Annotated in this window: 15 protein-coding genes; 3 read left to right on the top strand and 12 right to left on the bottom strand. The window is 32.5% G+C overall.

Features of this window, described 5'->3' with window-relative positions:
• Window positions 1–427: 427 nt before the first annotated feature.
• Window positions 428–1,981 carry an ABC-F family ATP-binding cassette domain-containing protein gene (locus tag NSQ92_RS01020; RefSeq protein WP_341152264.1) on the top strand — a complete coding sequence of 518 codons (1,554 nt, stop codon included), beginning with the start codon at window positions 428–430 and terminating at the stop codon, window positions 1,979–1,981.
• Window positions 1,982–2,250: 269 nt separating this feature from the next.
• On the top strand, window positions 2,251–3,345 hold the full coding sequence (locus tag NSQ92_RS01015; protein ID WP_341152263.1) for a GerAB/ArcD/ProY family transporter: 1,095 nt from the start codon (window positions 2,251–2,253) through the stop codon (window positions 3,343–3,345).
• 380 nt (window positions 3,346–3,725) lie between these two features.
• Here the strand turns inward: NSQ92_RS01015 and NSQ92_RS01010 are convergent, their stop codons facing one another.
• The 12 genes from NSQ92_RS01010 to NSQ92_RS00955 all read right to left on the bottom strand — a co-directional run bounded on the left by NSQ92_RS01010 (window position 3,726) and on the right by NSQ92_RS00955 (window position 21,635).
• Window positions 3,726–4,340 (bottom strand): hypothetical protein, encoded by a 615-nt coding sequence (locus tag NSQ92_RS01010; RefSeq protein WP_341152262.1) that lies wholly within the window; start codon window positions 4,338–4,340, stop codon window positions 3,726–3,728.
• Window positions 4,341–4,450: 110 nt separating this feature from the next.
• Window positions 4,451–6,232, bottom strand: coding sequence for an anti-phage-associated helicase HerA (herA, locus tag NSQ92_RS01005; protein WP_341152261.1), 1,782 nt, complete (start codon window positions 6,230–6,232; stop codon window positions 4,451–4,453).
• 12 nt (window positions 6,233–6,244) lie between these two features.
• Window positions 6,245–7,423 (bottom strand): hypothetical protein, encoded by a 1,179-nt coding sequence (locus tag NSQ92_RS01000; RefSeq protein ID WP_341152260.1) that lies wholly within the window; start codon window positions 7,421–7,423, stop codon window positions 6,245–6,247.
• Window positions 7,424–7,893: 470 nt separating this feature from the next.
• Window positions 7,894–8,211: a hypothetical protein gene (locus tag NSQ92_RS00995; RefSeq protein WP_341152259.1), complete on the bottom strand. Its 318-nt coding sequence runs from the start codon at window positions 8,209–8,211 to the stop codon at window positions 7,894–7,896.
• A 124-nt stretch (window positions 8,212–8,335) separates the two neighbouring features.
• Entirely contained in the window at window positions 8,336–9,910 is a 1,575-nt protein-coding gene (locus NSQ92_RS00990; RefSeq protein ID WP_341152258.1) for a GmrSD restriction endonuclease domain-containing protein, read from the bottom strand.
• A 220-nt stretch (window positions 9,911–10,130) separates the two neighbouring features.
• A complete protein-coding gene (locus NSQ92_RS00985; RefSeq protein ID WP_341152257.1) occupies window positions 10,131–11,984 on the bottom strand; it encodes a DUF262 domain-containing protein in 1,854 nt (617 codons plus the stop codon).
• A gap of 209 nt (window positions 11,985–12,193) precedes the next feature.
• Window positions 12,194–12,688 (bottom strand): hypothetical protein, encoded by a 495-nt coding sequence (locus NSQ92_RS00980; protein WP_341152256.1) that lies wholly within the window; start codon window positions 12,686–12,688, stop codon window positions 12,194–12,196.
• Between the two features lie 169 nt (window positions 12,689–12,857).
• Window positions 12,858–16,196, bottom strand: coding sequence for a DEAD/DEAH box helicase family protein (locus NSQ92_RS00975; protein ID WP_341152255.1), 3,339 nt, complete (start codon window positions 16,194–16,196; stop codon window positions 12,858–12,860).
• A 4-nt stretch (window positions 16,197–16,200) separates the two neighbouring features.
• Complete coding sequence (locus tag NSQ92_RS00970; RefSeq protein WP_341152254.1) at window positions 16,201–17,424, bottom strand: restriction endonuclease subunit S; 1,224 nt, start codon at window positions 17,422–17,424, stop codon at window positions 16,201–16,203.
• A 2-nt stretch (window positions 17,425–17,426) separates the two neighbouring features.
• The gene (locus NSQ92_RS00965; RefSeq protein WP_341152253.1) at window positions 17,427–18,911 is read right to left on the bottom strand and encodes a type I restriction-modification system subunit M; all 1,485 of its coding nucleotides are present in this window, start codon (window positions 18,909–18,911) and stop codon (window positions 17,427–17,429) included.
• Window positions 18,912–18,968: 57 nt separating this feature from the next.
• Window positions 18,969–20,777 carry an N-6 DNA methylase gene (locus tag NSQ92_RS00960; protein WP_341152252.1) on the bottom strand — a complete coding sequence of 603 codons (1,809 nt, stop codon included), beginning with the start codon at window positions 20,775–20,777 and terminating at the stop codon, window positions 18,969–18,971.
• Window positions 20,778–20,855: 78 nt separating this feature from the next.
• Window positions 20,856–21,635: a hypothetical protein gene (locus tag NSQ92_RS00955; protein WP_341152251.1), complete on the bottom strand. Its 780-nt coding sequence runs from the start codon at window positions 21,633–21,635 to the stop codon at window positions 20,856–20,858.
• Between the two features lie 521 nt (window positions 21,636–22,156).
• Here NSQ92_RS00955 and NSQ92_RS00950 point away from each other — a divergent pair.
• Complete coding sequence (locus tag NSQ92_RS00950) at window positions 22,157–22,318, top strand: hypothetical protein (RefSeq protein ID WP_341152250.1); 162 nt, start codon at window positions 22,157–22,159, stop codon at window positions 22,316–22,318.
• Window positions 22,319–22,324 lie beyond the last annotated feature (6 nt).

Genomic DNA, 22,324 nt, shown 5'->3' with positions numbered 1-22,324 from the left:
ATTTCATACATATCCCTACTCTCACTTTTACTTATCGATTATATTTATTCTCTACCATTTCTTTCTTTTCCTTTTAATATTAACAGAGAGTATGAATTACTTTTTTTAAGGCCAAGTAAATTAAAACTCTTACTTTTCACCTTCCCTAGAAATGCACACCCTAAAACTTTATTTTGTAATCAACCAATTATTTCATTATTTATTCAGCTATTCCCATATGGGAAAACCTCTTATCATATTGTATAATAGACTTTTATCCTATTGTAAGAAGCTAAGAAAAAAATTCATATCCAATTAATGAAGATTCGGTAAACTTTCTTATACCTTCTAAGTTGGATGGTATTTTAGACAATATAAATTCACGTTAGAAAATCCAGTCTAAATCAAGTATGATATCCACATGGGATAGTAGAAAAGGGGTTAAAAAATGAGCGTATTAAATGTAAAAGATTTAAGTCACGGTTTCGGCGATCGTGCGATTTTTAATGATGTGTCTTTTCGGCTTTTAAAAGGAGAACACGTTGGACTTGTTGGAGCAAATGGTGAAGGTAAATCCACTTTCATGAATATAGTCACTGGGAAGCTGCAGCCTGATGAGGGGAAAATTGAGTGGTCTCGAAAAGTCCGTGTTGGTTATTTAGATCAACATGCTGTCCTTCAAAAAGGGACAACAATGCGTGAAGCGCTAAGCACTGCTTTTCAATATCTTTTTGATGCGGAAGCAGAGATTAATGAACTTTATGCAAAAATGGGCGATGAAGGCGCTGATATTGATGCCTTACTTGCAGAAGTAGGAGAGCTGCAAGAAACGTTGGATAGTAATGATTTCTATCAAATTAATGCAAAAATCGAAGAGGTTGCTCGTGGTCTAGGATTAGACGATGTCGGACTAGATCGTGATGTAGCTGACCTTAGCGGTGGGCAGCGTACGAAAGTTTTGCTAGCTAAGCTATTACTAGAAAAGCCAGAGATTCTATTACTAGATGAGCCTACAAACTACTTGGATGAACAGCATATTGAATGGCTGAAGCGCTATTTACAGGAATATGAGAATGCATTTATTCTCATTTCTCATGATATTCCGTTCTTGAACAGTGTTGTTAACTTAATCTATCATATGGAAAACCAAGAGTTGAATCGCTATGTCGGCGACTATGATAACTTCTTAAAAATTCATGAAATGAAAAAACAGCAGCTCGAGTCTGCCTACAAGCGTCAACAGCAAGAAATCGCTAATTTAAAAGATTTCGTCGCTCGTAATAAAGCAAGTGTTGCGACTCGTAATATGGCGATGTCTCGTCAAAAGAAGCTCGACAAAATGGAAATTATTGAATTAGGGAAAGAAAGACCAAAACCAGAGTTCAAATTTAAAGAAGCTCGCGCAGCCAGCCGGTGGATTTTCGAGGCGGAGGATCTTGTTATTGGTTATAACGAACCACTTTCTCGCCCTCTTAATCTGAAAATGGAACGAGGACAAAAGATTGCCTTTGTTGGAGCAAATGGTATTGGTAAGTCTACGCTTTTAAAAAGTATTCTCGGGTTGATTAATCCTATTTCGGGTAAAGTAGAGCGCGGTGATTATCAACACATCGGTTACTTTGAACAAGAAGTAAAAGAGTCCAACTATAATACTTGTATCGAAGAAATCTGGAGCGAATTCCCAAGTATGAATCAGGCGGAAGTACGTGCTGCTCTTGCAAAATGTGGATTAACAACGAAGCATATTGAAAGTAAAATCGAAGTCCTTTCTGGTGGAGAAAAAGCCAAGGTTCGCTTGTGCAAAATTTTAAACACAGAAACGAATTTATTAATACTAGACGAACCTACCAATCACTTAGATGTAGATGCAAAAGAAGAACTAAAGCGTGCTTTAAAAGAATATCGCGGAAGCATCTTGATGGTATCCCACGAACCTGATTTCTATCGTGAAATTGCGACAGATATCTGGAATTGTGAGGATTGGACGACGAAAGTATTTTAACTAATGATTGAGGGGTGCCAAATGATTGAGAATTCATTTTGGTACCCCTTATTTTTACAAATTCTAAAACCTCTTTTCCCAAACTTGGTCAAAGAAACAGCATTCCTTCGTAATACCATGAATTATGACAGATGACCATATCGAATTCATTTTCGCGCATAATCCAGCACAAAAACACTGACAACATTTCAATATATTGGAATAGTTTTAGGATTTTAACCAATGATAAGACATATCAAAAAGTTATATACCTAAAGGGAGTTTCGAAAATGGTGTTAAAAGAAAAAATTTCTTTAAACCAATTATTCCACATTGTTATTGGATTTAATTTGGGGAGTTCTCTTATTATCGGAATTGGGATAAATGCAAAACAGGATGCCTGGATTGCCGTTTTATGCTCTTCCATCATTGGAATTTTCATCGCATTATTTTATTACCATTTCCAAGAAATCTTACCCAATAAACATTTTTCCGAAATGCTTGAATACATTTTAAATCGTCCCATTGCTATTTTCATTACATATATCTATACACTCTATTTTTTTTATTTAGCAACTAGAGTTATTCGTGATTTTGGAGAATTGGTAACAACCTTTATCCTCCCTAACACTCCGATAGAAGTTTGCAGCTTAAGCCTCGTTATCATCCTTGCATACATCGTATATTTAGGGGTGGAAGTACTTGGAAGAGTTACAGAAGTATTTACGCCATACGCTATTCTTTTTATTATCCTTGTGACGATTCTATTGCTTGGTAATAACGACATAAAATTAGAGCGAGTTACGCCTATTTTAGCTACAGGGGTTAAACCATTGTTAAATACCATTTTCCCATACGAACTCATAAGACCATATGGTCAATTATTTGCCTTAACATTTTTATTTTCTCATTTACCTAAACAACAATATGCGAGACACACATTATTCTATTCAATCCTATCATCAGGATTTTGGTTAACAATAGGAACATTCATTGTGACTGCTTCCTTAGGTCCATCCATTGCATCTCGCAGCGCTTTTCCTCTTGTAAGTGCAACAAGGTTAATTAGTATAGGTGATTTCTTACAAAGGGTAGATGCGTTCGCCGTATTTATTATTGCATTAGGAGTAATAATTAAAGTTTGTATTTTATCCTTTGCTGGCTTAAAGGGGCTGGAATACATTTTTAAACTCCCTTATCGCCTATTAGTCATTCCAATGATGTGTATCTTATCCATATACTCATCCTTTATTAGCATAAACTTTTCTGACCATATCACCGAATCAAAAACAGTAGTTCCTTATTTTTTAAGCTTACCTTTATTTTTTCTTCTTCCTAGCTTATTTATGGTACTAGCCTTAATAAAAAAGAAAAAGGATGCATAGACAAGCATCCTTTTTTGAATAGTATATTTGCAGGGGATATGGACAAAAAGTACATACCTTGCATGGAAATCCTATTTTATTAATGTTAATTGCGCGACGCACTCCACATGGCTTGGATGGTGATGGCAGATAAATATAGATGTAGTAGTGTTTACCTTATGATTATTTTTATATGTAAAAATCTATATTACATCATGTCGCCCGTAAACTGAGAGTATAATATCGTTAATGAGAGGTGCAAAAAGTGAGGTAAATCATCATTTCGGATATTGTTGACTGTAAATCTTTAACGTTGATTTACCGTTTATTTTGGGTAGCTTTAGCAAAATGTTAGCTTTGTTAATCCCTTTTTCAAGACAAGATTAAATAATTAAAAAACATTATTTTACAATCTTTTTATCCTTAATTGCAACTACATGCAATAGAGGTAGTCCACTATCTTGCACTTTATCAATAAAGTCCTCCCGTGTATCTCCATCAAATGTAGTTAAAATTCTTGATGTAAAATAATCAGCCAATTTTTGTTTATTATATTTTTGACCATCCAAGATTTTCGTTCCGCTACATACATAGGGATCTCTTCTTTCCCCAACTGGATTAAGAACTAATACTTTTGGCGATCTAGTCAACTTTTTCATCTTTTTTATTTGCTTTTTTAAATCAGCACTATTCAGATCAGATTCATCCATCTTCGCTTGCACTAAAATAGCTTTCTTTACTTTTTTGTTTTTATCCCTTATATCTGCTGTAATTGCAAAATCAGCACCTGAACGGGATTCTGCGGAGTTTCTTCCCCTATCATTAAAAACAGTAGGGATAAGCTCAATATGTATGTCTGAGTCACTATAAACTACACCTTCCAACTTAGAGAGTAAGGCGGAGGTATAAGTAGGTTCTTGATAATAACGTTTTGAATCAGTCTTATTGATCTTATCATTAACATAATCTTTTACACTTTTTCTAACGTGTTCTGGAAAATTAAAGGAATGTTTCAATCCTATTACTCCTTAACTAAATAAATGTACTTTTACATATGGACTAATTAATATTAATCTACTAAAATGCTTTCTATGGTTTGGATATGATCAATTATTTTCTTTAATTACTAATCAAGCCAAGATTCCAATGTATTATTAAAATCAATATCTCTCCATTTTTCTTTCCACAGCTCAATATATCTTATGTCATTTGATGATGGTTCATTGGCACATCTTTCTATACTGACTATTGATGGCATCACCACAGCATCTCCAATTAATAATGCTTCACCACTTTTAAGTGATGGTAAGCTTTCAGTCACTCCATCAAGGGTGTCTGGTAATAAACGTTTAACATAATTCTGATCATCTGGATTTGTTAATCTCATAGCGACAAAATTATTACATTGGGAGAATATAGTTTCAGAAATCTCTGAAGGTCTCTGACTGACTATCGCTAATGTTACACCGTATTTCCTACCTTCCTTGGCTATTCGTTCTATTGCTAAAGTTGAACTTCTATATTTTACAAGGTTGCTTTTTGGAGCATATTTATGGGCTTCTTCATAAACTAAAAGTAATGGTGTGTTATTTTCACCTTGCTTCTTTTTAGTAAAATAACCAAATTCAAATAATAAGCGCGATATTAATGATACAGTAATACTCAAAACTTCAAATGGGACACCGCTTAAATCGATAATAGTTACATTTGACTTTTTCTCGTCTTTGTAACCTATAAAGTTTTTTATAACGTCAATAAAAGAAATTTCTTGTGATGCATCTCCAAATAGGAAGCTCAATCTTTTATCTTTAATTTTATTTTCGAATCTAGAAATGAATTTGTCTAAAGTTCCATCAGCATAGTCGCCATGTTTAATGTTTTGATTTTTGGTCGGATGAAAGTCAAATATTTCTTCAAAAAACTTTAATATCTTTTCCTCATCATTTAATAAAATCCCAGAATTAACTTCTGTCTTTCCATCATTTAATTCATAAGAATCATCCACAATCATTATTCTATCTGTTGACTTTGCATTCTTTGTTTCTCTTTTTAGATTCTTTAGACACGTTAATACTTCCTGAATATTAAACTTTAACGGGCTATCAAAATAAACATCACCCGAGTGTGTATTATTTTTCTTTTTATTTGCTATTATTAATTTTCTAAGGATTGAAGCTTGATTATAATTATTAAATTCACCTGACTCTAGAAATATTTCTTCTAGCTCCTCACCATTTAATAACCAATAAGGTAATATTAAATTTTCTACATTTATTTTGTTTGCGTTAGGAAATGCACTTTCATACTCAGAATGAATATCAAAAATAATTACATGAGAGTTATTTAATCCCTCATACTCACTCTCTTTAATACTATTTGCATTTTGTATTATTTTTGCTGTTGTATGTGATTTTCCTGATCCACTAGCACCTACGATTGCTAGATGCTTATTAAAAAATTTATTTCCATCCACCGGCACACTAACTTCTGGGTTATTTGCCAATTTTGAAAAGCTAAATTTTTTATCAGTTTCAATGCTATTTTCAAAGATTTGTTTTATGTATTTAGTTTCAGCGGGTTTAACAGCCTTTGGAGGAATTGATAAGGTATCCCCTCCTCGTATAAACCTGCTATCCTTTAATACACCGACAGGACTTGCTTCTATTATGTATTTTCTTTGCAGTTCAAAATAATTTGAACCCTTATCATCAGACTTTTTAACCTCTAATAAATCAATAGAAAAACTTTCAATAATCGCTATTAAGATGACATCATTATCATCGGAAATTTGTAAGTAAGAACCAACTTTTAAGTCCTCTTCAGCAATCTTAAAATCCTCTAATCTTTCGACAGATATCTTAACTTTATCCGGTTTTACGGAGATTACTTCAGCATTAATTTTTTCCATAAATTATCACCCCTAAAATAAAAATTCATTAATATCACTAAAGTCCTCAATCTTAATGTGATTTATACCTAAATCCTCTTGCTCAATTCTTTTATCTAAATATAGGTTATATATTTTTTTTGTTCTTTGTAGTTGTAAAATAATTTCTTTGATATATTCATATCTATTAATAAATTTAAGTTCTATATTATTTTGTGGAGTACTCTCTTCTAATAAATTGCTCAAGAAAAAATCAGCACCTTCAAAGCAAAAACCGTCTCTAAAAATTATTCCTTCAGATAATAGTTCGGTCTTCATATTCTTTAGCACGGTATCTTTTACATTTTGAAAAAAGATATATGGTGCGGGAGATTTTATTATAGTTGCACCACCAAATGTACCTTTTTTATAGTACCTCTCAATAATTTTTCGGGATAATTGAATTAACAGATTTGTATCATCAAAGTTTTCTGGTAACTCAAATAAAAAGATTCTTTCATGGAAATTAATATTCGTTTCACGAAAAAATCTTTTATAAATAAATTTATAATATTTTTCTTTACCTAAAAATTGAGTATAACTAGAATGAAAAATAACTTCTCTACTATTTGTTATTAGATCCTTTACCTCTTTCTTAGAACATACTCTTTTGTGCTTATCTTCTGGAGCATTATTTACTACTTTATTCTCAATATACTTATAAATTTGAGCATAATAGATAAACGCTTCTTCTTCTTCACAATTAAATTCCTTATTTATCTTCTCAATTAAGAACTCAAATTGCTCTTGATATTTACCAGTAAAAGTCATTCTGAATTGACTTATAAATTCTGTTTTTAGCTCTTCTTCAAAATTATATTGCTTATTTTTTATCTTACAGTCTCCAATAATGTCATTTAAATCTTGTAAACTCAAAGAAACTTCTTGCTCTTCCTTGTTTTTAAAGTATGCGTATAAAACTGGTTTCCTTTTATCAGTTTTAAAAATCTCTAGCAACTGACAAAGCGGCTTTTTCACTTGAGAATTTGAGAAATTTGCCCGTTCTTTATATTTAACTTGAACAATAATGTTTTCATCACTATAATCCTCAGTTTGTTCAATTTCTACTTCATTTAACTCATTTGTTTGCTCCAAAATCCTAATAATTGTATAGTCATATTGAAAATTAAATCCTTTGATAGCATAATAGCCACCATCTAAGACTGTACTCATTCGTAATATCCTCCATTAAGGAAATGCATTCTCTGTCATATTTCGACACCAAATTGTAAATTTCCTCCTTTTAAAGCAAAGTGTTTTTAAACCGCGAGACAGATGCCTCTCTCAAACAAATCATTGGCCACCTGACTATTCGGATGTCAAAACCAACAGAATGTTGTTATATCAAAAATGTAAATAGAAGAGGCTTCCCAAAAGTTAAATCAACTAGTGAGAAGCCTCTTCTATCAATATAATATTAACATTTTGTTAGTAAATCATTTAATAATCATTATGAATCAGTGGATTTAACAACTATCACACCCCGGTCAAAATCTGAGAGCGTTTATTAATCGTTAACAAGAGGTCTAAAATGTGCGGTAGATTAACGTTTAGATGTTAACTTTAGCATCGATTTACAGTTTTTTTTAGATTGTGTTAACAAAATGTTAGCAGCCGATCCATTAGAGACGAACAAAAATCTATTAAATATTGATAATTCTTTCTGCAAAATAAACTACTATTGGTAATGGGGCATTGATCTTAAATGAATAAGGTGCTGAAGAGTGTTGTTGTACTTTCGGTTCTGGAATAAAGTTTGTAATATCACCTTGCATTATTGCCCTATTCTTTGCAGCATGTAAGAAAAAATCTATATTATACATTTCTATGTTCCTACTAATATTGTTGGAATACTTTATATCAAAGGTTATATTATACGAATAAAAATTTTCACCTAAACCCAATTCTTCAACAATTATACCATTCGAATATAATACTTCAAAAATGTTCATATTTTTCAATGATTTAATCCCCTTTAGCTATTCTAATTAGGATATGAGATTGTGTAAGTACCAAATGAATAATAAACCACAAAAAAATTTGCTCATAATATTTAGAATAAAATCTAATTTTATGTTTTGTAATTTATATTAATGTTTTTACAAAACGGGTTAAAATTTCTGCTCTACTATTTAAGAAATCATCATAACTTAAATCAAGTGCATTTTCGGGACAACCATGTGATTTAAATATTTCTTCTATAGATTCTTTTGGTAACATTACTTTATAATCTGATGGCGCTTTATCTTTTATCTTTTGATTATCAGCATTATTTAAGAAACATAAATTCCCTAAAACGTTTATCTGTTTATTGTTATATCCCAATCCTTTAAGATGATTTTTTGGAAAAATATGATGGAACTCATTTTTACTGCAATTCTTTAATACTTCTTCCAAATCAACTTTTGCACCAGAAATAAATGACCGAGGAAATAAATTTGCTAAGGTTATGACAAATACCTTAGTATTTACGGTTGATAAGTCAAATTGATTTTTTAAGAAGAACTCTTTTTCAATCTCGCACTTAAAGTTTGAAACAACCACTTCATCGTTTTCTAATAGTGCTAATAGACTCTCTATATCTTTTTCATGCTTATCATTCACTCCGCTAGAATATCTTCTTGAATAACATGATTTCCAAAACCACTTAATCAGTTCCTTACGTTGTTTATCATTAAAAAGTCTTCCATTAACTTTATCTGTCGCAAAAAAAGCTGTTAAAGAAACTAGCATTGAAGGATAAGGTAATACCTTATATGAACTAATATTAAGCTCCCTTTGTAAGAAGTCTATAGCTCCTTTAATCCCATTAGCAATCTTATTAAAATTATTTCTTATTTGTTCTCCGTTTATAGAAGCAATGGAGTCAGGTGAAGCCTTTCTATTAATTACTCCACTACAGCATTTCAAAAGTAAATCTTTATCTTCAGATAATTCCCCGAAATTAAACTTCTCTAACTCATCCGCTAATTTTTCTATTTCTTCATTAAAATCAAACTCTGAACTCCATGACCATGCAGTAATTAATTGGAACGTATCTAAATCAGTTCCTGCCCGGTTAATTCTATCAAATACTATAGCAACTTTACCTTTATCATCTGTTTCTATTTCTTGGATTGGGATCATTACCTCTTTAAATTTCTCCTGTAGCTTATCTATTTTTTTTATTTCTTCTCTTGTTAGTCCGTCTGTTGCATCTCTATATCCCACAGAATCAAATAAGACTTTCATAGGAAAATGACTTTTTTTATCTATTTCATCTTCTTTTAATGCTACAAATAGGCTTTCGGTTGAGCTTTCATTTGCTTTAAAAGCATAATAAATATCTATCCAACTGTGATTATCTTTAGTAGGTTCTATTACATCCTGAAACACAGTAAATAATGAAGTAATTCTTTGTTGACCATCTAACACATATTTTACTGGATAATCTTTTTCTGGTTCTGGAAGAGTAAAATTCCCAAAATCTTTTTCTATTTTTAACTTCTCATTAGTCTTCCAAAAAAATAAGTTTCCTATTGGTATACCTTTGTATAAACTATCCATCAAAAATGCTACTTGATTCGCGGTCCACACAAAATCTCTTTGAAACGATGGAATACGAATTTCCCCACTAGTAACCTTATTAATTATTTGTCTTATAGTTATTGGCTCAGCCATTTTAGATACCTCCGATTTATATTATGAATAAACACCCACAATACTTTCACTTAAAACATTCGAACATCGAAGTGAGAGATGTCCTAAATCTGTTATAATATGACCAATTCTTAAACAAGGTTGATAATATTAAATTTCTCATCTATCTAAATCCAAGAAAGTTATGTATGGAATTTCAACAGAATCAAATACGTATTAGGCTCATTTTCTTCAACAATATCTATTTCCAAATTATCTTGATAATTTCATACAGTAATTTATGTCTCTTTTCTAACTCATCAGGGCCGAAATCATCCATTGGCTCAAAGTCTAAGTGAAGATTGTTTATCATTTTTTTAAAGTCAATTTTCGTTTTATACGTGTCTTGCCTTAAAGTTTCATTCCAATAAAGAGTATTAGCATAAGTCTTCAGTTTATCGGAATATTTTTCATTACTACTCGAAATATTATCTTTCCCTTTAAGTAAAAGCAGACCACCAAGACGGTTTCTTTCCCTTTCAAATCTGTCGTTATCATTATTAAATTTTGCTAAATTATCTGCGTTTACAGAAAGAATATGTTCAATGTGAAAACCATTTACAGACCCTGTGTTCGAAACTAAATCGTACAGAGAATGTCTCATTTGCATATTTGTTTCTTTTGAAATAAACTTTTCAATTCTAGCAAAAAAGTATCTTTTAAACCTCTTATTTAATTCGTAACCGGTGTCCTTGAATAATTGATAACTTATTGGCTTCTTAATGTCTAATCCACGGTTCTCAGAGAGCATAGATATTAATTGTTCATCGAATACTTTCCGTATATACGTGAAGTCATCTTGCTCTCTAATACTTTGGCTAATCTTATAGATCGCTTCGTTATAATCATTACTATCGTAGCCTTTTTGAAGCTGTAAAAGGGAATAGAATCGATCAACCTCATAAGATATTTTTTGAATCTTCTCATCTTCCTTTGAGTCATTTAATTTGCAAACGGATAGCGTTAACAAGAACTGACTATCCATTTCAGTTAAACGGTTATAGTAAACATGAATATATGGCTCGTGTTCATTAGAGTAATAGTTTAATACTTTGTTATATAAAGAGGTGAAATATTTGAAGTCGTTAATCAAAAAATCTTTAACAGCTTTGGGATTATGATCTAACTTCCACTTTGCATTCACTTCTTTTTCAAAAATAGTCCTATGATAATTATTTTTATCGTACTTTCTTGAATCACCTATTGTGTTGGCAAATTTAGCACGAAGTAGATACATAAAAAATTCATCTACTTCGTCTTTATATTCTCGGTTTATTTCCCCAATGCTTGTATCCCACAGTTCATTTAACTGGAAATGGTCCAGTTCTTTTTTGTCCACCTGTCCTAGAAGTTTTCCTTTTAAGATTTCGTAAGGCTTTAGCTTTACTCCACGATCATTAATTACTTCAAACACCATTGGTACATCTGTTTGTTCCACATTCAAATTTATTAGTACCAGTCTTTTAAGAAAATAAAATACAAAACTTTCATACTTATGTTTGTCTTGTAACCTATCATCAAGGAATTGGGAAATAGCCGAATAATTACTTACCATGTTAACTGCTGTTACTCCGCTTGAGGTATCTATCCCAGTAAGGTCATGACCGTCATATAGCGCCTTCATTGTAGATAAATGTTGTTCATGTTTCATCCAAAACTCTTTTTCATATCCATTAAATCCAACTATTTTTTGAGATATCCAATCAACTAAAGGAGAGTTATGATGATTACCAAGGTGCATTAGCTTAATCAAAATTAAAGTAATTGTAGTTAACCTTTGCTGTCCATCGACAATATATAACTTCCCGCCAACAGGATTAGTTACGTATGTATTCAAATAATACCATCCATATTCTTCTATTAACTGATGAAGAGGGATGTCACTGGTGCAATGCTTTTCATACTCAATACTAAACTTATAAAAAACATCATCTAATAATCTGTAAACAGGTTCGTTCGACCATTTATATTGTCTTTGATAGAAATCAATATAATAAGTTGTGTTAGAAAAAACAGTATTTATATTTTGTTTATCAGGAGTTACGTCCATACCCATCTTCTAAACCACCCTCTAAAGATTTATAGGAATATTATACCATTAATAGCCCTCCACATATAAAAATACATGGCGGTTCCGTTTAATTTTATTGAAGTCTGGCAATCATGATATTGTTAGTGCAATCTGTATGTCAAAAACAGAAGGAGATAAATACACTCCTTCTGTTTTTTATTTTGTATTATCCAATAGATTACCGTAATTAAATATCAGATATAAAGCTTTACCTTTTCAAAAAGTTCTATTCTCTCATTTTGTGAAAAGTTTCGAACCAGATTTACTATTGCTTCAACCGTTAACCATCTACTTTCTTGAACAAAAAACGCTTTTAGGTTTTCTTTAAAGGGATTCGTAATCTGCTCATTACTAATCCCTGCTTCCATGAATAGCCCTATTACTTCATCAATTTTATCTTCATCAATTTCCTTTCTTCGCAGCATTATTTCTTGTTTAATACTTGACCAATATGAAGTCAGAAATTCCTCCCACTTATCATCCTCAAGATAGAAAAAGTCTAGGTAAGATGTTTTCTCTAGGTCAATAAAGTTTTTAGTATATACTTCTCTACGACCATAACTGTTATTTTCTTGAGAATAGAGACTTTGTAAGTTTGAAATTAATTGATTAAACCTCACATCGGCTTGGTGTTCCCATATCTTCTGGAGCAGGGTTAATATTCTCTTAATTCTATTGGGGTCTCTCATAATGTGCTTCATCCTTCCAGAATCATTTTTAATTTAGAGTGTTGCTATATGCAAGAAGTTTTGTTTTCTAAGATAAAAATAGACACCCTAATAAACATATCAAAGGTGTCTTAAAAAAAGGTATTTATAAATTGAGTTTTTTGTTGTAACTGTCTGCTAGGGTTACAACTCAAGAAATCTCCTCGGCATTACGATTAATCATATCAATAATATCTAAAATCCCTTTTGCTTTTGGCAGTTGGTCTTTAAACACGACTGTTATCCCACCTAATGTTGTAAATGGATCTTGTTGTAATGCTTGGCGCTCAAGAGTTCCGTTTTTCACTACATAATCAATAATTAACTCGACAAATTGAGTTTGTTGTAGATTTAATTTTTCTTCTGATAAGAATGTAGAGAATGCTTCAACAGCCGCTTTTCGGTCTAGCCCAACAATTTTCCGAACAAGTTTTGTTATTGGTGTATCACCAAAATCTTTTTCATACTGTTCTTTAGAGCCTAGTTCATTCCATAGAATTTGCTCTAAGTACTCAATATCTTGTTTAGTTAATGGCTTATTATTACGAAGTTTATAGATTGCTAATGTGTCTTCATGTTGATGTTCTTTTAAATAATGTTCGACCTTTTTACGATAGCTTTGAAGATCATTCACATTTAAAATCGACTCGTTTTCTCTTACTTCCATTACTTCATCTTTAAAATCAGTGTAATAAATTTTCTGTTGGGTACGCTCAATATAGCGAATTAAATCACGCAAGGCCTCACGTACTTTTTCTAAATCTGCTATCGAGGCTTCTTGCCAAAACTCACTTGTTCGCACTTCATCAATAATTTCTCTTTGTGCTTCTATTGCTGGAATTGTTCCTAATTTAGAAAGTGCCTCTGCTGTATCAACAACTCGACGAATAGGTTTAGTTGCATTGTTTGACTGCAATTGTGCCAATTCTATTGTTAACATTAATAAGTCAAAACGCTTGGCTAATTCATCGTCATCAATTGGTGCGATTAACGGTGAAATATTTTCCTTTACTTCGTTAGTCTGAACAACAGATAATGCTTGCCAGTTGTCTGCGTTTTGATACTTATGCACGTATTGCAAATATTGACGCACTCGGAAATTTTCATCATTTAAAGCACGTATATCAGCCAAAATTTCTTTTACTAGCTGCTGACGGTATTCAGAATAGGGCTGTACTTGATACTGAACATCTTGCAACTCACGAACAATATCAACCTTTGAGTTAAACAACTTTTCTGTAAGGGTTTGTGTGACTTTCGATTCTTCTCCTTTTTCATTGGCACGAAAGTACTCAAAGTTTCGCAAATAATCAAAAATCAAGAAATACTCTTTGTCCATTCCCGGACCAAATAAATCCTCACATAAACGTGTTCCGCGACCAATCATTTGCCAGAATTTCGTTTTAGAGCGGACCTTTTTGAAGAAAATGAGATTCACAACTTCTGGCACATCAATTCCTGTATCAAGCATATCAACCGAAATCGCTATTTGTGGCATTTTATTTTTATCTGAAAAGTCATCAATCAAAGTTTGGTAATATTCCACGCTGTAATCAATAACTTCTGCAAAACTACCACCATATTCAGGGAATTTCAAATCGAAACGTTCTTTAATGGCTAGGGCGTGCTTATGATTTTTCGCAAAGATAATTGTCTTTCCTAGTTTATCGCCGCCTTCTACTTTAATGCCATTTTCCATAACATCTTGCAGAACGTGATCAATTGTATTTTTATTAAAGACAAATCGATTTATCGCAGCACTGTCGATATCTTTTACCTGTGGCTCATCTTCAAAAATTTCATCAAATTCTTCTTGCTCTTCTTTTGATAGATCATCATAGCGGATTCCATCATCTAAAATCTTCAATGTTGTCTCCCGTGTACGATAATCAACTAAATACTCGTCTTCTACTGCTTTCGACAGCTCATAGGCAAAAGTAGGTACGCCGTTTTCTAAATCAAAAATCGTATACGTATTTTTATCCAGTTCATTCTTTGGTGTAGCGGTTAACCCAACAAGCATCCCATCAAAATAGTCAAAAATGCTTTTATACTTTTGATAAATCGAACGGTGGGATTCATCGATAATGATTAAATCAAAATGACCGACCGTAAATAAACGGTTACCATCTTTACTTTTCACTTCATCAATCGAGTTCATCATCGTTGGATACGTTGAAAAGACCATCCGCGCATCCTCTGGATTCGACTTTTTCTCAAGCATATTACTTAAAGACAAATTTGGTAAGAGCGTGTTAAAGTTACGAAATGCCTGCTTAACAAGTGACTTACGATCCGCTAAAAATAACACATTTTTAATCCAATGATGTCTCGTTAATACATCCACTAATGAAATGGCAGTACGAGTTTTCCCACTTCCTGTTGCCATGACGAGTAACGCTTTACGCCCGTTGTGACTGAACGCATCACAAACAGCTAAAATGGCTTCCTTTTGATAATATCGATTAGTTATGTCATCATTAATATCAATATTGACTAATGGTTTCTTCAACTTTCGGCGATCAATGATAAGTTGTAATTCATCTTGTGTATAAAATCCAGATGTACTGCGAGCAGGATATTCATCATGCCATATATGGGTTTCAAAGCCATTTGTATAGTAGATAACTGGTCGAATTTGCTGCACTTGTTCGATACAATCTGCATACAACTTAGCTTGTTGACGACCAACTTTCGCATCTCTTGAAGTGCGTTTTGCTTCAACAACTGCTAACACTTTGCCGTTTGTCCCAAGTAACACATAGTCAACAAAGCCTTCCCCTGTGTTATTTGGCATCCCTTGCACTGGATATTCCTCAAGCACATTGTTACCGATTTCCCAACCTGCTAATTTCAAGTCTAAGTCAATATAGCGTTTCCGTGTCTCAAACTCTGATATTTCATCGACTTGGAAATGATACTCTTCCTGTTGCATAACTCGGTTCGCTGTTAACTGCTTACGCAACTCTTCATTTTGCTTACGCAACTCTTCCAGACTCTGATCTTTGGCACTTAGCTTTTCATATAAATCATGAAGTTCTTCCGGCCGTTCACGCTTATACTCTGATGTATAAAGGAGAGATTCATTAAAATCTGGTGCTGTATATTCCTCTGCATAACAATAATCAATCCACGAAATAAACTGGTGTAAATTATGTAACGACAAAACCGCTTCATCTCGTGTAATTGCAACATTTGTATGCACAGATGCATTGCCTAGCTTCACAATATATTTCAACATCGGCAACAATTCTTCATCAATAATGGCTAGGAAATGTCGATCATGAATCAAGCTTGATAAGTTATCTTGATATGGGATCTTTACATCTTGGTCAAACTGATAAACCCATTTCACCGCTAACTCCAGCGCGCGGCGAGATAGAATCGCACACGTCGCTGGACTAACTTGCATGGCTTTTTCTGCTTCTATACAAGCATTCGCAAAACTTTTAAACGTTTGCTTCTCCTGCAAAAAAACAAAATTGGACATCACATCAACTCCTTTGCAAAACAAAATCATTCAACTTCTGTTCTTGAAACAGCTCATCTTTAAAGGCTTTTTGAAGTAGGGAGTTATAAAGTAACTCTAAGTTATTTAGACTTCTTGTTAATACCTTTTTTTGTAATTCTATTTTCAAAATAATTTCAGAAAATTTCTCTTGTGTTTTTAAAGAAGGAAGGGGAACTAGTAATTTTTTTATATCGTCATTTGATATATTAGCTTGTCGTACACCTCGACTCACACTTGTTAATTGCTCTTTAAATTTTTTTTGCTTAAAACAATAGAATAGATAATGTTTATTTATATTATTTGATTTAATTTTCAACTTCGCAACACGTTGATTTAATAAATATCTAGAATAATCATCAGTAACCTCACAAATATTAGCATAATCATCCTTCCCTACTGTACCTGTTAAAGTAATCAATAAATCCCCTGAAGTTACAAGGTACTTTTCATATTTATCTCCAAAGTCTTGTGGTAAAAACGCTAAAGTATTTAAATCAAAATAACCTTTATTTGCTGTACCAATTTTTATAACTGGAATACCTTCATCAATAAAATCATTACTCTTAAAAGCATAACCGCCTATGACGTCAATCAGCTCCCCGAGTTTTTCCCTTTCAAAATTATAAGGGTTATCTACCGGATCTCCAAACATCTCTAAAAACACACTTTGAGTTAATTCATCTAATGCACTGATTTGATATTTACGGCTTACAATTAATTTCTCAGCTAATTCTAAAATCCTTACAATTTTCTTTTGTCTCTCGATATCTGTATAAGGAATTTCAATTAAATTTAGTTTCTTTTTATTTAATGTGACTCCTTTAGCAGCTTTATCAGCATATTTCTCAAGATTTATAGTTTTTAAAGCATAGTACAGATATTCGGGTATAATTTCAGCTGGATTTTTTATTGGAAAAGATGCAATAGCTTCATTTGAGTACATTTGTTTTTTTAGAATTGCAGATTTCCCTAACGACAGTTTAAAACTCATAACTACAGTATCTCTAGGGATTAATTTCATATTACATTCTTGTATTGCTTTTTGTGTTATTCCTTCTTTCGCATTTATTATATACTTACTTTTCAAATCTGAAATTGCTAGCCATTGATGTTCACCACTCCAATATTCCCCATTAGCTCTTGCTGGTGTCTTTCCAATATTTATCTCACATAGTTCATTTAATAACTTCATTTCAAATTTAGCCATTTTTAAATCAACTCTTTCAATAAGCTTAAATTAGATATAATATCCTTTTCTAATTCCTCTATTGTTAAAATAATATTTTGTGGAGTATTATATTGTATTTGTTCATATTTAATTTTTTTATATTTATTAATTGATAAATCATATTCTTGCATACGAATCTCATCGGCCGGTACAAAGAATGACTGTTCTGTTCGTTTACGTTCAATCTCATCTTGTAAATTATTGAAACGGGAAACAATATCCGGAATATCGTTTTCGCCAATTGGTGTACGATGGTCATTTAAAGTAAAGCCATCCGCTTTCATATCATAAAACCAGACCTTATCTGTTCCACCTGTACCTGTTTTAGTAAAAATCATAATTCCTGTTGATACCCCAGCATATGGTTTAAACACTCCGCTCGGCATGGAGATAATAGCCTCCAACTTATTATTATCAATGATTTCTTTTCGAATGGCTTTGTGGGCATTGGAACTGCCGAATAATACGCCATCTGGTACGATGACCGCCGCGCGTCCACCCGGTTTTAAAATACGTAGGAATAGGGATAAAAATAGCAATTCAGTTTTCTTTGTTTTTGCAATTTTTAATAAGTCATTTGATACAGATTCATAATCAAGAGAACCTGTGAACGGTGGATTGGCTAATACTAATGTATATTTCTCTGCATCTTTATTGTCCTCTGATAATGAATCACGATATTCGATGTTTGGTGCATCTACCCCGTGAAGCATCATATTCATTGCACCAATACGTAACATAGTGGTATCCATATCATTCCCATAAAACATCGTATTGTGAAAATGTTCCTTTAAACCTTGAACAAGGAATAAATCATTATGGTTCTTCCGTAAGTATTCACTTGCTGATACTAAGAAACCCGCTGATCCCATCGCAGGGTCAATGATTGTATCTTCAGGTGTAGGTTTCATCAATTCAACAATCATATTAATAATATGGCGTGGTGTTCGGAACTGACCATTTGTACCGGACGTTTGTAACTTTGATAGTAAATACTCATAGATGTCTCCCTGCGTATCACGATCTTCCATTGAAATACTATCGAGCGCAGTAACAACTTTTTGGAGTGTTGCTGGTTTATTAATCATGAAAGAAGCGTCTTTCATATATTTAGAGAACGCAGAATCTTCTTTTCCACCTAACGTTTTAATAAATGGGAAGATGGTAGTAATCATCACTTGATGCATCTCTTCTGCAGGAAGTTGTTTAAATTGAGTCCATCGCATTTTTGGCCAATACTCTTTTTGTATATCCGTTAAATCAGCTGGCATTTCAGAAAAAATCCCTGTATGTTCTAAGCCTAAAAAAGCTGCATCCTTTTCTTTACGCAATTCGCTTTCATCTAATCCTTTAATGAACAGCAAATAAGTTAATTGTTCAATATTTGTTAATGGATTTGTATTGCCCTCTGTCCAAAGCGTTGTCCAAATCCCATCGATTTTATTTTTAATTTCACCTGTAATCATGTAATGACCTCCATTTTGGAAAGATGCCCATTTGAGTAGGCACCTCCCCCTAATCTATTATTTTAAATTAAATGTTTGTTCAATGCCCATTTGTTTAAATACTTTTAATTTAGATTTCTTTAAGTCTGACTGAATTTTTTCTAATTCAGCTTTTAATTCATCTTGTTCTTTTTGATAAATTGCAACAATTTGTTGTTGCTGTTCCAAAGGTAAAACTGGAATCCTAAATTCTTCGATATCTTTCGGTGGTAAATTCAACACTGTTGAACCAGTTAGCTTGTTATGCATAATGAATTGCATGGTTGGTGATTCTAAATATAACTTCAGAAACGCTGGATCAATATCTTTATTGCAACGTATACCAATAAAATTTTGTGAAAGAAGTACATCTTCACGTTTACTCTCAAAAATAGCTACTTTTAATTGTCCTCTAATTGATAGCACAATATCTCCGTGTTGTAGTCGATAACTTTCTATCTTCACACGTCCCCCTAAATCATATCGTGTTAAACTATGTTCTTGAATCACACCATCTATTATATCTGAAATCTTTAACATCGCGACATTCCCATTCGGACTCTCATCTTTTGGTAGTGCATTATAACCGCGAAAAGTCGTTGCAACTTTGTGTAATGGAACAGTATTTAATGTTTCGAAGGCATGTAAATCTACTTCAACTGTACCGTACATATCTAAATCCATTTCGTTTTCAAATACATATCGACTTGGCACAAGTTCATAATCATGTAATTCATTTGTTCCCAAAATTTTCGAAATACCTTTTACTTCTCTACGTTCTGAAAGAATTGATAAAATCTCTTTTAAACCTTCTACTGTTAGCATTGTTTTCTTTCGAACATTTTCCGATAACGCTGTTGCATTAATGAACAGAATTTGATCTTGTGCATGGTTCATTTTTGCTTTATTCACTAATACTAAAACGGAGGAAATACCTGTTGCTGGGGCATAGAAACCTCCGGGAAATTCAATTACCGCTTCAATTACGTCATTTGTTACTAACCGTTCACGAATTTTTTCATCTGCTCCGCTACGTGAAAGCGCACCTGTTGTAAAGAAGAAAGCTCCTTTACCTTTCTCATTTAATGTTTGAATACCAGCAACCATAAAACCTAAGTCTGCATTCATTCGAGAAGGTACACCATAATAACTAAAACGCGGATCATGCTTTAGTTGATCCATTTCTTCGGACATAGGTTTATAACCAAAACGCGGTGTATCGTAAATATAATTAAAATATCGGCTACCAAAAGCTGGTGCTGTTAAAATATTGGCTTGTTTTAATTGAACATTTGTAAAACCAGCTAAATATAAACGTATTTCTGCGATGACCAAATCTTCTACCGCAAAATCTTGCCCGTATATTGAAGTTAGTGTTTTATTTTGTAATAAATCGGTTACCTCAAATCCTTTTCCAATGCGGCCACTAAACACTGTTTCATGCTCTTGTATATTGAAAAAATGTTTTACAATCTCTGTTTGTTGGTGGGTTGCTTTTACTGAACCATACTTTTCCTCTGTTAATTCTATTAGTTCATCAAATAACGTTAATGGGGCAGTTACTTCTAATAACTTTGCATAATCTAAAATCATATCAACTAATTCACTTACAGAAATACTTGATTTGAATTGATATAAATCTCTCTGAAGTCTCTCTTTTGTGAATTGACTATACGATAAAGATTCAAGTGTTGCTTCTAATTGTTTTACAACATTAATTGAACTCGCAATTTGTCTTAATGTTTTACTATCTCCAACCGACACCATCAGTGACCCTATTTGTAATTGCTGTTGAGGTGATAGCATCCCTCGATGTCTATCTAATAAATTTATTAAATCTTTTTTCATTCGAAGCAACCTACTTTCGTTTTTTATAAACAATATTTAAAGTTAGTATTGTATATACTATTTTATTATGATTATAAATTAAATGCAACTATTCATTGCACATTCTAACATCCATTGAACTAACTCACTATAATGTTGTTGATTTGCCAATTGTTTTGCCTTTACATCCCGTCTACCAAATGCGTTGACTTTAAGATCACGGATTACTTGAGCATGTTTTTGTAAACATTCTGCCATTTTCATAGTATCTTGATGAATACGTTCCATATCCCATTCCGTTCCAATAGCACGAATCTCTGCTTTAGTTTCTCCTTGATATAAGACTTTCCATTCATAATTTAGTGATAAGTCTTTCATAAATAATTGTTGGACTGTTTCAAACCAAGCACCATAATACACACCCACAATTTGGAATCTTGGTGAGTTTCGTTTATGACCATTACAACCAGATAATACTCGAATCCCCGCTAGATTTGCAGCTTTCATAAAAGCAGCCATATTGAATTCAACTTCCAACGCATTTATTCGAATCCCAAACGTATGATTGAGGAAATAGCGCCAGTGTGTTTGACATTCTGCATAAGGAATTGAATACGGATTCCCACCAAAACGTGCCACTTTATTATAAATACTTAATGGCAGTGATATAACCAACACTTCAATTAGATTATCGCCCTTCATTATAAATGGAATATCTAACTTATTCAAAATCGCCATAGTATGTTTTAAATCATCTTTTGCACTTGAAGCTAAAAATTCGATACAGCCATTTGTTTCTTTTACCTGAAAACCACGTAACTGTAAAGCATCCACACAAACCTTTGTCGCATCTTGTAATTTAAAATCAATGTAGTTCATTAAACATTCCGCCTTTCAATATTGGTTTTTTTCGTTACATTAAATATACTACATTAAGTTAGTATTGTAAATAGTAAGTTTAAATATTTTTCATAATTTAATTTTAAAACTTATAAATACCGACTTGTTTATAATAAAAAGGCTTCCATATAGGAATTGCTCTTTTATAACTTCAAAAAGACATATAAAAAGTAAAAGCAATATTGTATGTCGGTAGTAAATTGTACACTTCAGTATCTTACATTTACCCTCCTAAGACCTTCAATTTAAAGAGGTAAATATCACATCCATTTGCAGAAAGTAAAAATAATTCTTTTTACCTATAAGAATATTAATTTCTTAAAAGTAAGATGATTAACGCTTGAGGCCAAGAGCATTTATCTTTTACAGAAAGGAGGACTCCACAGTGGAGTACAAGAAGCCAAATACGGACTGGATGAAATTATACCTAGAGCATTGTGAATCACTAGGAATTTCAAAATCTATCATAAAGTTGTTCATCCACTTACAGGAACAAAAGTATGAACAAGATTATAAAAAAGCTTCAAATTCCCGGATATGAAACAAAAGTGATAATTGTACCTCGTAAAAACAAATCAGCTAATGATGCAAAAATTACGACTGGCATCCAATTATCTTTTGATATAGAGATGGAACCAAATAAGCAAGATTCAATGAAATAACGTATA

The sequence above is a fragment of the Niallia sp. FSL M8-0099 genome (assembly GCF_038006945.1).
Lineage (GTDB): Bacteria > Bacillota > Bacilli > Bacillales > Cytobacillaceae > Niallia > Niallia circulans.
This window is presented reverse-complemented; position numbering and strand designations above follow the sequence as displayed.

Bases quoted from the DNA above. Each gene is read 5' to 3' on its own strand.
- NSQ92_RS01015 (WP_341152263.1), top strand. From the start codon at position 2,251: ATGGTGTTAAAAGAAAAAATTTCTTTAAACCAATTATTCCACATTGTT.
- NSQ92_RS00970 (WP_341152254.1), bottom strand. From the start codon at position 17,424: ATGGCTAAATTTGAAATGAAGTTATTAAATGAACTATGTGAGATAAAT.
- NSQ92_RS01000 (WP_341152260.1), bottom strand. From the start codon at position 7,423: ATGAGTACAGTCTTAGATGGTGGCTATTATGCTATCAAAGGATTTAAT.
- NSQ92_RS00960 (WP_341152252.1), bottom strand. From the start codon at position 20,777: ATGAAAAAAGATTTAATAAATTTATTAGATAGACATCGAGGGATGCTA.
- NSQ92_RS00985 (WP_341152257.1), bottom strand. From the start codon at position 11,984: ATGGGTATGGACGTAACTCCTGATAAACAAAATATAAATACTGTTTTT.
- herA (WP_341152261.1), bottom strand. From the start codon at position 6,232: ATGGAAAAAATTAATGCTGAAGTAATCTCCGTAAAACCGGATAAAGTT.
- NSQ92_RS00990 (WP_341152258.1), bottom strand. From the start codon at position 9,910: ATGGCTGAGCCAATAACTATAAGACAAATAATTAATAAGGTTACTAGT.
- NSQ92_RS01020 (WP_341152264.1), top strand. From the start codon at position 428: ATGAGCGTATTAAATGTAAAAGATTTAAGTCACGGTTTCGGCGATCGT.
- NSQ92_RS00965 (WP_341152253.1), bottom strand. From the start codon at position 18,911: ATGATTACAGGTGAAATTAAAAATAAAATCGATGGGATTTGGACAACG.
- NSQ92_RS00955 (WP_341152251.1), bottom strand. From the start codon at position 21,635: ATGAACTACATTGATTTTAAATTACAAGATGCGACAAAGGTTTGTGTG.
- NSQ92_RS00980 (WP_341152256.1), bottom strand. From the start codon at position 12,688: ATGAGAGACCCCAATAGAATTAAGAGAATATTAACCCTGCTCCAGAAG.
- NSQ92_RS00975 (WP_341152255.1), bottom strand. From the start codon at position 16,196: ATGTCCAATTTTGTTTTTTTGCAGGAGAAGCAAACGTTTAAAAGTTTT.
- NSQ92_RS00950 (WP_341152250.1), top strand. From the start codon at position 22,157: ATGAACAAGATTATAAAAAAGCTTCAAATTCCCGGATATGAAACAAAA.